Source organism: Streptomyces sp. ISL-98 (genome assembly GCF_018614055.1).
Taxonomy (GTDB): Bacteria; Actinomycetota; Actinomycetes; order Streptomycetales; family Streptomycetaceae; genus Streptomyces; species Streptomyces spiramyceticus.
The window spans coordinates 48,518-61,845 of sequence record NZ_JAGGPB010000042.1; the positions used below are offsets into that span (position 1 = coordinate 48,518).

Annotated in this window: 12 protein-coding genes and 3 pseudogenes; 9 read left to right on the forward strand and 6 right to left on the reverse strand. The window is 68.3% G+C overall.

What is annotated here, in order from left to right; all coding sequences use genetic code 11:
• Nucleotides 1-83 precede the first annotated feature (83 nt).
• Nucleotides 84-227: pseudogene (locus J7I98_RS41370) on the reverse strand (DNA-binding protein); the annotation flags it as partial.
• A 127-nt stretch (nucleotides 228-354) separates the two neighbouring features.
• On the opposite strand from J7I98_RS41370, the gene J7I98_RS26925 reads away from it, so the two are divergent.
• A complete protein-coding gene (locus J7I98_RS26925; protein WP_214927177.1) occupies nucleotides 355-1,452 on the forward strand; it encodes an integrase core domain-containing protein in 1,098 nt (365 codons plus the stop codon).
• A 24-nt stretch (nucleotides 1,453-1,476) separates the two neighbouring features.
• Here the strand turns inward: J7I98_RS26925 and J7I98_RS26930 are convergent.
• Nucleotides 1,477-1,650: pseudogene (locus J7I98_RS26930) on the reverse strand (integrase core domain-containing protein); the annotation flags it as partial.
• 35 nt (nucleotides 1,651-1,685) lie between these two features.
• Between J7I98_RS26930 and J7I98_RS26935 the strand changes: the two are divergent.
• The 4 genes from J7I98_RS26935 (at nucleotide 1,686) to J7I98_RS26950 (ending at nucleotide 5,032) form a co-directional block, all read left to right on the forward strand.
• Nucleotides 1,686-1,961: a DUF5372 family protein gene (locus J7I98_RS26935; protein ID WP_214927179.1), complete on the forward strand. Its 276-nt coding sequence runs from the start codon at nucleotides 1,686-1,688 to the stop codon at nucleotides 1,959-1,961.
• A 174-nt stretch (nucleotides 1,962-2,135) separates the two neighbouring features.
• Nucleotides 2,136-2,627: a helix-turn-helix domain-containing protein gene (locus J7I98_RS26940; RefSeq protein WP_214927187.1), complete on the forward strand. Its 492-nt coding sequence runs from the start codon at nucleotides 2,136-2,138 to the stop codon at nucleotides 2,625-2,627.
• Between the two features lie 40 nt (nucleotides 2,628-2,667).
• Entirely contained in the window at nucleotides 2,668-3,012 is a 345-nt protein-coding gene (locus J7I98_RS26945) for a hypothetical protein (protein ID WP_214927189.1), read from the forward strand.
• The gene (locus tag J7I98_RS26950) at nucleotides 2,960-5,032 is read left to right on the forward strand and encodes a recombinase family protein (RefSeq protein ID WP_214927191.1); all 2,073 of its coding nucleotides are present in this window, start codon (nucleotides 2,960-2,962) and stop codon (nucleotides 5,030-5,032) included. Before J7I98_RS26945 ends, J7I98_RS26950 begins: the two co-directional genes overlap by 53 nt.
• A 24-nt stretch (nucleotides 5,033-5,056) precedes the next feature.
• Here J7I98_RS26950 and J7I98_RS41375 read toward each other — a convergent pair.
• Nucleotides 5,057-5,737, reverse strand: a pseudogene (locus J7I98_RS41375) (helix-turn-helix domain-containing protein); the annotation flags it as partial.
• Between the two features lie 34 nt (nucleotides 5,738-5,771).
• A complete protein-coding gene (locus tag J7I98_RS26965) occupies nucleotides 5,772-6,539 on the reverse strand; it encodes an IS3 family transposase (RefSeq protein ID WP_308377956.1) in 768 nt (255 codons plus the stop codon).
• Between J7I98_RS26965 and J7I98_RS41380 the strand changes: the two genes are divergently transcribed.
• The 3 genes from J7I98_RS41380 (at nucleotide 6,474) to J7I98_RS26975 (ending at nucleotide 8,871) form a co-directional block, all read left to right on the forward strand.
• Nucleotides 6,474-6,677 (forward strand): hypothetical protein, encoded by a 204-nt coding sequence (locus tag J7I98_RS41380; RefSeq protein WP_251021262.1) that lies wholly within the window; start codon nucleotides 6,474-6,476, stop codon nucleotides 6,675-6,677. The two genes, J7I98_RS26965 and J7I98_RS41380, sit on opposite strands and share 66 nt — an antisense overlap.
• Nucleotides 6,678-6,914: 237 nt before the next feature.
• Nucleotides 6,915-7,526: a hypothetical protein gene (locus tag J7I98_RS26970; RefSeq protein ID WP_214927195.1), complete on the forward strand. Its 612-nt coding sequence runs from the start codon at nucleotides 6,915-6,917 to the stop codon at nucleotides 7,524-7,526.
• 682 nt (nucleotides 7,527-8,208) lie between these two features.
• Nucleotides 8,209-8,871, forward strand: a complete 663-nt coding sequence (locus J7I98_RS26975) for a GPP34 family phosphoprotein (protein ID WP_214927197.1) — start codon at nucleotides 8,209-8,211, stop codon at nucleotides 8,869-8,871.
• 15 nt (nucleotides 8,872-8,886) lie between these two features.
• Here the strand turns inward: J7I98_RS26975 and J7I98_RS26980 are convergent.
• Together J7I98_RS26980 and J7I98_RS26985 are read right to left on the reverse strand one after the other, a co-directional pair.
• Nucleotides 8,887-9,746, reverse strand: a protein-coding gene (locus J7I98_RS26980) for an IS5 family transposase (RefSeq protein WP_374225176.1) whose coding sequence is annotated in 2 segments (ribosomal slippage) — nucleotides 8,887-9,401 and nucleotides 9,401-9,746 — 861 coding nt in all. Because the reading frame shifts where the segments join, the coding sequence is not laid out codon by codon here.
• Between the two features lie 196 nt (nucleotides 9,747-9,942).
• Complete coding sequence (locus J7I98_RS26985) at nucleotides 9,943-10,176, reverse strand: hypothetical protein (protein WP_214927204.1); 234 nt, start codon at nucleotides 10,174-10,176, stop codon at nucleotides 9,943-9,945.
• A 624-nt stretch (nucleotides 10,177-10,800) separates the two neighbouring features.
• Here J7I98_RS26985 and J7I98_RS26990 point away from each other — a divergent pair.
• Complete coding sequence (locus J7I98_RS26990; protein WP_308377952.1) at nucleotides 10,801-12,951, forward strand: S8 family serine peptidase; 2,151 nt, start codon at nucleotides 10,801-10,803, stop codon at nucleotides 12,949-12,951.
• Nucleotides 12,952-13,328 lie beyond the last annotated feature (377 nt).

Here is a 13,328-nt window from a genome sequence, read left to right on the forward strand (position 1 = left end):
GTGCCGACAAAGCCGGGCCCCGGACGTGACAGGCAGCGGTTGGCGCTGTCGCGAGTCTCCTGTGCACGGGGGTGCGGCGTGGGTCAGATTTTGATCACGCGGATGCCGGGGCCGCACAGAATGAGGAGATCCTCAGGGGCCGACGTCAGGACGGTCACGGGGGCGGGAGAGGTGAGGGCGGTGGCTGCGACGATTGCGTCGAGGGCGTATTTGTGGCCGTGCAGGCCTTGCGCTTGCCGATAACCTCATCCGCCCTGGTCGGAGCTGGTGTGCGGGGTGTATGGGATGTCGAGCGTGGTCGGTCGAGTCTGCGCCGTCGCGCGGCCGTCGATCAACGCGGCATGATGATCCACCATGCTGCTGCGACTGGCCTACCTGGGTGTGGCGAACGCGTTCACCCTGCTGCGCCTGTTGCCGATGAGCGATCGGGACAAGGTCGTCGAGATCCTCGCGTTGCGTCATCAGATCACGGTGCTGGAGCGCCAACTCGGCAAGGAGAAGGTGCGGTTCACCCCGAGCGACCGGGCGTTCCTGGCAGCGCTGCTGCACCGGCTGCCGCGGGACGTGCTGTGCAGGCTGCGGCTGCTGGTGCGCCCGGACACGGTGCTGCGCTGGCACCGGGCACTTCTCGCCCGCCGCCACGCGGCCGCCTCCCGGCCGAAGCGCCCGGGTCGGCCCCGCACCGTGCGCTCCATCCGCGTTCTGGTGCTGCGCCTGGCGCAGGAGAATCCCTGCTGGGGCTACCGACGGGTGCACGGCGAGCTGCTCGTGCTGGGCGTGAAGGTGGCCCCCTCCACGGCATGGGAGATCCTGCGGGAGGCCGAGATCGATCCGTCACCCCAGCGGAACTCCAGTACCTGGGCGGACTTCCTGCGCTCGCAGGCCGACGCCCTGCTGGCGTGCGACTTTTTGGAGACGGTCACCTTGTCCGGGGCACGGATGTACGTGCTTGCAGTGATCGAGCACGGCAGTCGGCGGATCCGGATTCTGGGCGCCACGGCCCACCCGACCGCCTCGTGGGTGGCGCAAGCCGCGAAGAATCTCGTCATGGACCTCGAGGACGCGGGCTGCCGGGCGCGGTTCCTGATCCGGGACCGGGACGGGAAGTTCCCTGCCCTGTTCGACGCGATCCTCAAGGATGCGGGGATCGAGATTGTGTTCAGTGGCGTCCGGATGCCGAGAATGAACTCGATTATGGAGAGATGGGTGCAGACCTGCCGGCGCGAGCTGCTGGACCGCACGTTGATCTGGAATCAGCGGCATCTGCTTCACGCCTTGCGCGAGTTCGAACAGTTCTACAACTCCCATAGGTCTCATCAGGGCATCGCGAACACCCGCCCACTACGACCGCTCCCCGGGCCCATCACCGATCCCGGGCAGATCGCCCACCTCGACATACGCCGACACGACCGCCTCGGCGGCATCCTGCACGAGTACCAGCATGTTGCTTGACCTGCGCGGACGAGGTTTTCGGCAGGCGCAGGGTGGTTGGCCGCCGGCGGTTCCATGGGGCCGGTGGTAGTTGTAGTGGATGTTCCAGATTCCGAGTGCTGCTGCGCGTTCATCTTCTGAGGTCCATTCGCGGGGGTAGAGGAACTCCTCCGCCAGGATCCGGTTGTATCTCTCCACCGTGCCGTTGGCCCGAACTGTCAAATGCCCCTGATCCGCATGGTGCGGAGCGACTTGTGACGGTCACGCACCCGTTCCATCCGTGGCATGGCCGGTCGTACGAGTTCGTCGTCCGGCGCAAGAACTGGGGCGAGGACCGCGTGTACTTCCGCGACGAGGCGGGAGAGGTGCTGTCCGCACCGACGGCGTGGACCGATGCGGGCGGCGAGGACCCTTTCGTGGTTCTCGCGGCGGGCCGCAGCCCGTTCCGCGTCGAGGATCTGCTGGCACTGGCCGGCCTGATCGACTACCTGGACGGTCGCGGCGGCGGTGCCCAGGAGATGGCGCCGTGACCGCCTTGGGATTCACGCCGCAGCGGTGGGGGCGTGTCCGGCGCACGGTGATCGAGACAGCGCACGCCATGCCGACTGGCCTGCACAGATCCCTGGTCCGGTGCCTCTGCGCGCTCTTGGCTGTGACCGGCCATGACGCAATTCTTGAGGCATCCAGTGGGCGAGGGAGGCGGCATGGCCGGCAACGCGACGAGCGACCCGAAGGAAGCCGCCCTGCGGGCGACGCGGACGCTGAACCCCCGGCCGGAGGCCGTGGTCGACGCGGTGTTCACCGCATCGCCGTTCTGCGATCCGCGGGATCTGGTGCAGGTGAAGTACGAGATGGTGCGGCGGGTGCGGGTGGACAAAGTTCCCGCGGCCCGGGCGGTGCGGGAGTTCGGGTTCTCTCGGCAGGTCTACTACGACGCTGCGGCCGCGCTCGACGCGGGCGGTCCGGCCGCCCTGGTGCCGGGCAAACCGGGCCCGAAAGGGCCGCGCAAGCTCACCGATGCGGTCATGGAGTACATCGAGACACGGCTGGTCGCCGAGCCGTCCCTGCGCTCCAGGGACCTGGCCGACGCCGTCGCCGTCGAGTACGGCCTCAGCGTCCATCCGCGCTCCATCGAGCGGGCGCTGGCCCGTCGCGAGATCTCACGCACCCAGGAGTCACCCAAAAGCCGCAGCTGACAGCCCTGCTGGAGCGAGATCCCCAGAGCCGGATGCAGTGGTGGCCCGCTATGAGGAACTACGGACGGCGGTCGTCGACGGCACGGGCGAGGGCTGGCGGCTGGGCCGGGGTGTGCTCGCGGCCAAGGGCATGGCCGCCTGGGCGGCGGCCTGGCGGTCTCTGCCCGGACCGTCGGCCCGGCCCGCCCCTGGGCGGCAGCCGCCACTCGGCCGCTCGGGTGACAGCGACGAACTCGTACGGGTCCTGGCCGCGATGGCCCTGGCCCATCTCCACCCGCCCGAAGAACTGGCGGAGCGAACCACCCAAGAAATAGAGGGAGTTGATGTCATCCATGGACGCGATGGCAGCAGCGGGCAAGGTGACCCGCGAACATCTGCAGCGTGACGCATACCTCTATATCCGGCAGTCCACCCTCAAACAGGTGATCAACAACACTGAGTCCACCCAGCGGCAGTACGCCCTGCGCGGCCGCGCCATCGCGCTGGGCTGGGACCACTCCCAGATCATCGTCATCGACACCGACCAAGGCCAGTCCGGCGCCTCCGCCGAGGGCCGGGACGGCTTCCAGCGACTGGTCGCCGAGGTCGGCATGGGACAGGCCGGGATCGTGCTGGGCCTGGAAGTCTCCCGCCTCGCCCGCAACAACACCGACTGGCACAGGCTCCTTGAAATCTGCGCGCTGGCCGGCACCCTGATCCTGGACGAGGACGGTCTCTATGACCCCGGGAACTTCAACGACAGGCTTCTCCTGGGTCTCAAAGGGACCATGTCGGAAGCGGAGTTGCACCTGCTCAAGGCCCGTCTTCGGGGCGGGGTGCTGTCCAAGGCGAGACGCGGAGAGCTGGTCCAGCCGCTGCCCGTCGGCCTCGTCTATGACCACGCCGAGCGGGTGGTTCTGGACCCGGACGCCTCGGTCCAGCAGGCCATCCGGCATCTGCTGGCCACGTTCGCCGCGACCGGCTCCGCCTACGCCGTCGTCAAGGCGTTCGCCGACGCGGGCCTGAAGTTCCCCCGCCGGATCCGCACCGGCCCCAACAAGGGCGAGCTGACCTGGGGCATCCTGCAACATCATCGGGTCCTGCAGATCCTGCACAACCCACGCTATGCCGGCGCGTTCTTCTACGGACGCCGACATGAACGCCGCGGTCCGGGCGGCAAGACCACCAGCCACGTCCTGCCGCGCGAGGAGTGGACGGTGCTGATTACCGACGCCCATCCGGGCTATCTGACCTGGCCGGAGTTCGAGGCCAACCAGACCCGGCTCGCGGAACTCGCCGCCGCCCACGGCACCGACCGCAAAGCCTCCCCGCCCCGCGAGGGCGCCGCGCTGCTGCAGGGCGTGGTCTCCTGCGGCAAGTGCGGCCGCAGGATGACCGTGCGCTACCAGCACTACAAAGGCACCGGCAAACCGATCTACCTCTGCCAGTTCGACGGGATCCGCAACGCGGTCCCGATCTGCCAGACCATGATCGGCGACCAGATCGACGCCGCCGTCAGCGAGCTGCTGCTGGCCACCCTCACCCCGCTCACACTGGAGGTCGCCCTGCGGGTGAGTGACGAGCTGGCCGCCCGCGCCGAGGAAGCCGACCGGCTCCGCGCCGCCTGCGTCGAACGCGCCCGTTACCGCGCCGACCTCGCCCGGCGCCGCTATCTGGCCGTCGATCCCTCCAACAGGCTGGTCGCCGACACCCTGGAGGCCGACTGGAACGACGCGCTGCGCGAACTCGCCGAGGCCACCGAGGAGTACGAGCGCGCGAAAAACACCGCCACCGGCCCGCTCTCGCCCGAGACCCGCGCAAAGATCACCGCGCTGGCCGCCGACTTCCCCCGGCTCTGGAACGACCCGGTCACCCCGATGCGGGAACGCAAACGCATGATCCGGCTCCTGGTCACCGATGTCACCCTCACCAAGACCGACCACATCACCGTCGGCGTCGTCCTGCGCGGCGGCCAGAGCCACCAGCTCACCCTGCCCCGCCCGCAAACCGCCTGGGAACTCCGCCAGACCGACCCCGCTGTCGTCGCAGCCCTCGACGAACTCCTCGACGATCACACCGACGCCCAGAGCGCCGACATCCTCAACGAACGCGGCCTGCCCAGCGGCATGGGCCGACCATTCACCCGCGGCATGATCATCCACCTGCGCAATGCCTACCAGCTACGCAGCCACCGCCAACGCCTGCTCGACGCGGGCCTGCTGACCGTCTCCGAACTCGCCCGCCACCTCGGCGTCCACTTCCAGACCGTCAAGCACTGGCGCCGGGACGGAATCATCACCGGCATCCTGGCCAACGACAAGGGCGAGTACGTCTACCCCCTGCCCGGCCCCGACCTGGTCCGGCCCATCATCGGCAGACCCCGCAGCAGCGTCCTGGACCCCGAACACTCCGCAACGACCCGATGAGGTGCAGTGTGATGACAAAGGTTTATGCCGGGGGGTGTACGGCGTGATCTGCTGGTGCCGCGTCCCGAGTAGCGCCTGAGTGAATGCCTTCCCGCGGTAGCAGGCGCCGTTGTCGGTGACGATCCGGTCGATGTGGGTGATGCCATGGGCCGCGAACCACGCGCGCGCACGGCACATGAATGCCATCGCCGTTACGGCCTTCTCATCGGAAAGCGCTTCGGTGTAGGCGATTCGGGAGTAGCCGTCGATGGCCGAGTGGAGGTAGACGTAGCCGCCTCGCTCGGCCTTTTTCTTCCGTCGAGCGACCTGGCGCGCCTGTCCGCTGTCCTTGCCGTGGATCCGCCAGCCGCCGCCGTCGGGGACTCGGCCGACTTTTTTCACGTCGACGTGGACCATGTGACCGGGCCAGCGGGCGAGGATTTTCTGCGGTTCGTGGTTGGAGTCGCCGTTGGGGTCGATGAACCGTCTTTGGCTGAGACCGAGTGACGCGAGCTGCCGTGTCACTGTGCGTCGGCTGATCGAAGTCCCCTCGGCCTGAAGTTCGAACGCGATCCGAGCAGCCGACCACTTGTTGGTGCGACGCATCTGCTCGATTTGTGCGACCACATCTCCGCTGGTCGCGCGTGGCTGATGCTTCGGAGTCGAGGCCCGATCAAGTAGCCCGAGCTCGCCGTAGCGTCGCCACCGGTTGACCCACTTTGAGCTTGTTCCGCTTTGACGGACACCATCGGTGTGTTGGTCAGGCTGCGAGTGCGGTCTCGTAATCTGCGGGACTGCGGTAGCCGAGGCTGCTGTGCAGACGGTGCAAGTTGTACCAGCCCTCGATGAAATCGAAGATCGCGGTACGGGCGGCGGCCCGGCTGGGCCAGGAGCTCGTGTCGAGCAACTCCCGTTTGATGGTGGCGAAGAACGACTCGGCGAGCGCGTTGTCCCAGCACTGTCCGGTGCGGCCGACCGACAGCCGGACTCCCAACTGATCGGCCAGAGTGGCGAATTGGTGGCTGGTGTACTGGCAGCCGCGATCCGAGTGGAAGATCACCGGACCGGTGGGGCGACGTTGCCTGCAGGCGGCCTCGAGGGCATCGGCGACCAGATCGGTTCGCAGATGGTCGGCCGTCGCCCAGCCGACCACGCGACGGGAGGCGATGTCGATGACGGTGGCCAGATACAGCCAGCCCTCGTCCGTTGCGACGTAAGTGATGTCGCCGCACCAGCGGGAATCCAGCGAACTGGCGTCGGGCTGGAAGTCCCGGACGATGAGATCGGGCCGCAGGGCAGCCCGTGGATCGGGGACCGTCGTCAGGTGCCGCCGTCTGCGATGCCGGCCCTGCAGGCCGGCGGCCCGCATCAGCCGCGCGACACGGCGCCGCCCGCACCCGGCGCCTGCCCGCTTGAGCACGGCATGGATGCGTGGAGCACCGTAGGTTCCCCGCGATCTCGTATGGACGTTGGTGATCTGTTCCGCCAGTTCGGCGTCGCGGACCGGTACGGAGATCCGGACCGCGATCCGAAGGCGTTGCTGAAGCTGTTCGAGGACTGGGAGACCGAGACCATGCACGCCCACGGCTGGGCGCGCGCCCCGCAACCCGAAGCGCGGCCCAGCCCACCGGCGCACCTGAGCCTCGTACCGCGCGGACAAGGCTGACGGGGGGAACGACGAAGCCTCCGGGACCAACCGGCCCTGGAGGCTGACACGAGCTGGTTGACCGCGCGGTGCATCGGCTCGGGCATCGGGGTGTATTCCATGGCCGCCCGCTTTTTCGCCTCTTTGGCGATTCCGGTAGTGCGGCCTGCCCCCGCTGCGGCATCGTCGGCCCCAGCGCAGCGCGTCTCCGTTCCGAGGCCGCGCTGGGGAACGGGCGGAACGAACAAAGGGGCGGCTATGGGTACGGGTGAGCGGGAGACGTGGACGACGGAAGAGTTCGGCCCCTCTCACGAGGGAGCGGTCGGCGTGCTCCTGGACGACGGCACCGTCCCGCCTCCGGTCTTCTTCGGGATGAACTCCGGTCCGGGCGGACAATCGGTGTCACAGTGGAGCGTCTACGACGGCCGTGACGCGTACGGACCCCGGGCGGCCGCACTGCGCGCCGTGTGTTCCTGCGGCTGGACCGGCCCCGAGCGCCAGCTGGACTGGGACGAGATCGGCGACCGGAAGCTGACCGAGGCGGCCGGAGACATGGCTGGCACTTGCACCCTGGACTGGGACGAGCACACTGCCGAGGTGGAGCAGTCGGCCATCCCCCTACCGGAGACGGTCACCTCTCTGCTGACCCAGCTACAAGAAGAAATTGAGAAGTTGGCGAAGGACTCGCCGTTGGCGGCCTTGCGGGCGGCCCGCCGCCTGGAGGTGGCCGCCGTGGAAGTCGGGTACTGGTCGGCCCACGACGCCCGGAAGGGCGCGACCCCCGAACAGGCCGCTACCGCCTTGGGGTTGAACGAAGACGCCGCACGGAAGCTGATGGCCCGCTTCGGCCGCTGGAGCCCATACCGGTAGGCGCCCTCCGTTCCTACTCGGTCCGGACGCAGTGAAGAAGATCCTCGGAGGCGTCGCCGGTCGGTGTGGCGCAGCTGCGCAGCCGGGGATACGGCACAGGGCATGGCCAAGCCAGCACACGCAGCGATGCATATCCGCCGCAGCGGTCTTCGCGGCATGCCGCTCCCCCGGGATCAGGGTGCCGACGCAATCCCACGAGACCCGGTTCGCAGTGCTGCGAACCGGCATGCGCTGCTTCCATGCCGAAGGAATCTCGCGAGGCCAAGCGGGTACGGAAGGCGGCGGCCAAAGCAGCCGCGAGGGCCCGTGCCGCTCGCATCCTGGCCGGTGAGATCCCCGACTACCTACAACAGTCGGTCCCGGCTGTTCGACAGCCTCAGCCGCCCAAGCACAAGGTGGTCCAGGCCCCGACCGAGCCGCCCGCCAGGGCGCTCATTCCCCCGAACAACACCCCGCTTCAACCGCGGGACCGGGAACAGTACGCGGACAATGCGCCGCCGGTGTGGGTGAGAGGTTGCTCCTGTGCCAAAGATGACTAGGCCGTTTCTTTCGGATCAGTCAGTGGACCAGGCCTGAGGTGAGAGGGGCGGGCTAGGGCCGGAATTAACGGGGGAACCTCTTAGCGGCTCCGGGCGTCTGATCATGAGAAAGCGGTCACGGGGCGTATACGGGGGTAGTGGGTATGGCGATCACACTGGCCGAGGAGATCATGCTGCTGTCTCTGGACGATGAGTCCGGGTCGGCGAAGCAGCGGCAAGCCGCTGGGTGGGCGGTGTCGGGAGGGATCCTGCTCGAACTGGTCCTGGCCGGGCGAGTGTCGGTTGCAGGCAAGCACCTCGAACTGACAGACACGACGCCGACCGGGGACCAGTTGCTCGACAGCCGGACGGCACTGATCGAGACGTGGCTGCGCGGTCGCAAGAAGCGACGGGTGACGGAGTGGCTGACGAAGGACCAAGCCAAGGCCGTCGGTGCGGCTCTGGAGAGCTTGTGCAAGCGCGGAGTGGTCGTGGAGGAGCAGCACAAGGCACTCGGCGTGTTCCCGATACGCCGCTATCCCGAGGCCGATGGCGCCATTGAGGTTGAGTTGCGGGAACGGCTCCGCGCCGTCGTACTGGGCGGCGCCGAGCCGGACACACGGACGGCGGGCCTGATCGCGCTGATCCACTCTGCCAAGCTGCACCGCCTGGCCTTTCCCGACAGCCCGCGCAAGCAGGTCGCCGTGCGGATGGCGGAGGTGGCCGCTGGGCAATGGGCGGCCGAGAGCGTCCGTGCTGCAATCCGCGACATGCAGGCGGCGATGGTCGCGGTCACCGTGGTCACGGCCGCCACGGCCGGGAGTTAGACCATTCCTTTCGGATCATCGGGCGGACCAGATGAGGATGCCTGCGATGTGGAGTCCGGCGAGGTAGCTGGTCGCGGTCTTCTCGTAGCGGGTGGCGATGCCGCGCCATTGCTTCAAGCGGTTGATACACCGCTCGACGGTGTTGCGCTGTTTGTATGCCTCGCGGTCGAAGGCGGGTGGTCTGCCGCCTCGGTTGCCTCGCCGTAGGCGGTGGGCCCGCTGGTTGGCCGGGACGGGGATGACCGCGCGGATACCGCGCTTGCGCAGGTGCTCGCGGATGGTGCGTGAGGAATAGGCCTTGTCGGCCAGGACCACATCGGGTCGGGTGCGGGGCCGCCCGCGCTGGCGGGGAACCCGCAGTCGGGTCATCACCTCCCCGAAGGCGGGCGCGTCACCGGCCTGTCCGGCGGTCAGAACGAAGGCCAGAGGCCGGCAACGGGCGTCGGCTGCGAGGTGGATCTTCGTACTCAGACCGCCGCGGGACCGGCCGATGGCATGGTCGTCCGGCTCGCCGGCCGGGGCCCCCTTTTGCGGGTTCCGGCCGCGTGCTGATGGGCGCGCACGATTGTGGAGTCCACCGAGACCGCCCAGTTCAGATCCTCATCGGCGTCGGCCTGTGCCATCAGCGCGGTGAAGACACGCTCCCACGTGCTGTCGACGGCCCACATCCGCAAGCGGTTGTAAACGCCTCTCCAGTTGCCGTACTTCTCCGGCAGGTGAACCCACTGCGACCCGGTCTGGAATTTCCAGGCGATCGCATCGATCACCTCACGGTGGTCACGCCACCGGCCACCACGCCTCGGCGTCCGGTCTGGCAACAACGGCTCAATCCGCGCCCACTGCGCATCAGTCAACGGCACACCCAGACCAACGATCAGATGATCCAAACGAAACGGCCTAGGGCCTGTCCGAGGGGTCAGGTCACGTGCCCACCGGCAGATCGTTCCGTTCAGCGAGGAGCGGGGCGACCTCAGCGCTGGCGCCTCCTGTGTCACGATCACTAAATGACATGAGATGACACGGACCAGCCCGGTCCTACGCGAGGACCGGACCGCTCCGAGCCCTGCCGACTTAGCCGCGCAGGAAGCCGTCTCCGTGGGTATTGATGTGTGCCTCAAGCGCGTTGAGGGCGTCCTGGGTGGCCTGTGGGGAGCCGCTGCCGCGGCGCTCGGCGTAGTAGGCCGCTCCCAGCTTCTTGAGGAGGTCATTGCCGGCCCGCTGTTGCTGCACGTCGTCGACCTTCGCCTTTCCCTGGTTCAGCGCGCTCTGCGCCTGCTCCTTCGCGCGGTCGAGGAACCCTGCCATGTGCTGCCTCCCGTGAACGTGGGCGTCGTACCCCGACCGGCGGTCGGGACATCGCATACCTTCCCACCGCCGAGGCAGCCCTACGCGGCAGACATCCTCTCGTCGGTCACCCGACCCATCGGACAGGCCCTAGCAGGCCCTTCCATGATGTCCGCGCCCCACGTTGCCTCCCGTGGGAGCCGACGGCCTCGCCCGCCGCGTTTGGCTACCGCACCCGTGAGTCGGCTCAGGGACCCGGAGGGGCAGCGCATTCAGTCCCTCCGTAAGTTTCAGTCCCTCTGTAAAAAACCAGGTCAGCGGCTTGCACCCCAGTACTTCCGAGCCCGCTGTGCCCAACCCTGCGACAACCGACGAGCCGTACGCGGCCTAGCCCCATCTGAGCCGGGACTCACCGCGAGCGCGCAGGTCAGCCCACCGGATCACCTGAGCCTCGTGCCGCGCGGGCAGGGCTGAGGCAGGGACGACGAAGCCTCCGGGGCCAACAGACCTCGGAGGCTTGTCCCGATGGCTGCCCTCCCTGAGCAATACCGAGCCCAGATGGGGGCCTCCGGCCGGGCTCGGCGTGCAGGTGGACACTCGCCCGCCTAGCGTGTTGGCCGAACGGAAGAAACCACGCAGCCTGGCGTGCCACCGGTCCAGACGGGCTTCAGCCATGTGGGCGTCGGCACGGGCAGTGCCGGAGCGCGCCGCGGCTGCCCGGTGCGCGCCCTTCAGCATCACCACACCCTCCGGGAGTTCGGCATGGCCCGTATCACCATCAACGGCGTGACGGTGGACCCACTGGTCCAGTCCGAGGAGATGGCCACCGCATCGCTGGTGTCCGAGGACGCCTCCGCGTCCAACTATCTGCTCGTGCAGACCACACACCCACCCACAGCCGAGGAGAAGGAACAACTCTCGGCGCTCGGGGTAGTGGTCCACGAATACGTTCCGGACGACTCCTATCTGTGCGGCTACCGGCCGAGCGATCTGGACGCCGTACGCGCACTGCCCTTCGTGGCCTGGGCGGACGTGTACCTAAACGGCTTCAAGATCGGCCAGTCGCTCCGGTCGACCCGGCTGCGCACGGGCGTCGCCGAACTGGCCGAGCCCCTGGACGGTGCGGGTCCCCGACCCCGCACCGTCGAGATTGTCCTGCACGAGGACGTCGACATGAGCGCGGACGGACTGCGGGACCGGATCGCGGCGGCGGCCGGAGTCAGCCCCGGCGACGTACAGCCCGACCACGACAAGGTCCGCATCACGATCCGTGAGGGGGACCTGCCCACCCTGGCCTCGCTCGACGAGGTGAAGGAGATCGAGGAGGTCCCCGAGCGGGTCCTGTACAACACCCTCGCGGGCACCGTGATGAACGCCCACGTGTCCCTGAACGGCACGAAGTTCCGGGGCGAGGGCCAGATCGTGTGCGTCGCCGACACCGGCTTCGACAAGGGCTCGACCACCAATGTGCACCCCGCCTTCACCGGCCGGGTCAAGCGGCTGGTCGCCCTGGGCCGTACCAGCCCCCCGCGGACGGACGACCCCGACGGGCACGGCACCCATGTGGCGGGCTCGGTCCTCGGCGACGGGACGTCGGCGTCGATGGGCGAGCCCGTCACCGGCACGGCTCCCGAGGCGAGACTGGTCCTGCAGTCCGTGATGGACGAGGACGGCTTTCTCACCGGCATCCCGCGCCACCTTCGCGACCTGTTCGAACCGCCCTTCCTGGACGACGGGGCGCGGATCCACACCAATTCGTGGGGCCCGGTCGACCCGGGGCTGCCCTACAACCCGGCCGCGAAAGAGGCCGATCAGATGGTCTGGGACAACCAGGACTTCGTCATCCTCTTCGCCGCGGGCAACGACGGCGCGGACCGGGACGGGGACGGACGCATCAACCTGAGGGCCGTCAGCGGCGAGACCGCGGCCAAGAACGTCATCACCGTGGGAGCCAGCGAGGGCAACCGGCCCGGGATCTCCAAGACGTACGGTCAGTTGAAGGGCGGAACGGTCCGGTGGCCAGTCCCGCCGATCCGCGATGACAGGATGGCGGACAACCCCGCCGGGATGGCGGCCTTCAGCAGCCGCGGCCCGTCCCAGGAGGGACGCTTCAAGCCCGATGTCGTCGCCCCCGGTACGGCGATCCTGTCCACCCGCTCGCGGCTGGCACCGGACCTCCAGAACTTCGGTGTCTCCACGGACCCCGCGTTCATGTTCGTAAGCGGTACCAGCATGGCCACCCCGCTGGTGGCCGGCTGTGTGGCGGTGCTGCGCGAGACGCTCGTGAAGAACGGCACCCCGAAGCCCAGCGCCGCGCTCATCAAGGCCATGCTGATCAACGGCGCCGACGAACTGCCCGGCCAGTACGTCCCCAGCGAGGCGGGCCCCTCGCCGAACAACAACTCCGGCTTCGGCCTCGTCAACCTCCAACGTGCCGTCGTCCTGCCGACCGACGCCGGCCGGGCGGGCTTCACCGACGCCAAGGAACTGGACCAGGGGGAGGAGCGCGCCTTCCTCATCACCGTTCCCGAGGGAGTGGCCCGCACTCTGAAGGTGACCCTCGTCTGGACGGACCCCGCCGGGGCAGCCCTGCAGAACGACCTCGACCTGGTCGTCCGCGCGGGCGGTCAGGAACGCCACGGCAACATGGGCACGGGTCCCGGTTTCGACCGCGTCAACAACGTCGAGCAGGTCCACTGGCGAGACATCCCCGCCGGGGAGGCCGAGGTCGTCGTCAGCGCTCACCGGATCACCCGGTTCGCTCAGCCTTACGCCGTCGCCTGGCGCATTCTCTGACGCATATACGGGCAATGTCCCGGCCCGTTCGGTCGGGCCGGGACGGCGGTCATGGGTCGGGCGGCATCCGACCTCCAGGACGAGGCGTCGGCTCCCGACGCACACGGCGAGGGTGATCCGCTGCCGGATGTCCGCCAGGCGGGCACCAACTGCAGCGGACTCCACCCGTCACGCTCTCGCCCCGTCACCGACACGTCGGCGAGTAGGACTTGTCCGGTCGATCATGCGGTTGGCGCGAGTGCTTGGCTGCTACGCCTCGGGAACGATGGCCAGCTGAAGCCGGTTGATGTCGCCGTAGTGCTCTGTTTGGATCTCGATCGGTTCGTCCTGGTGTTCCGGCGCTGTGGCTCCCTTTGAGGCGGAGGTTCGGCGGTGTG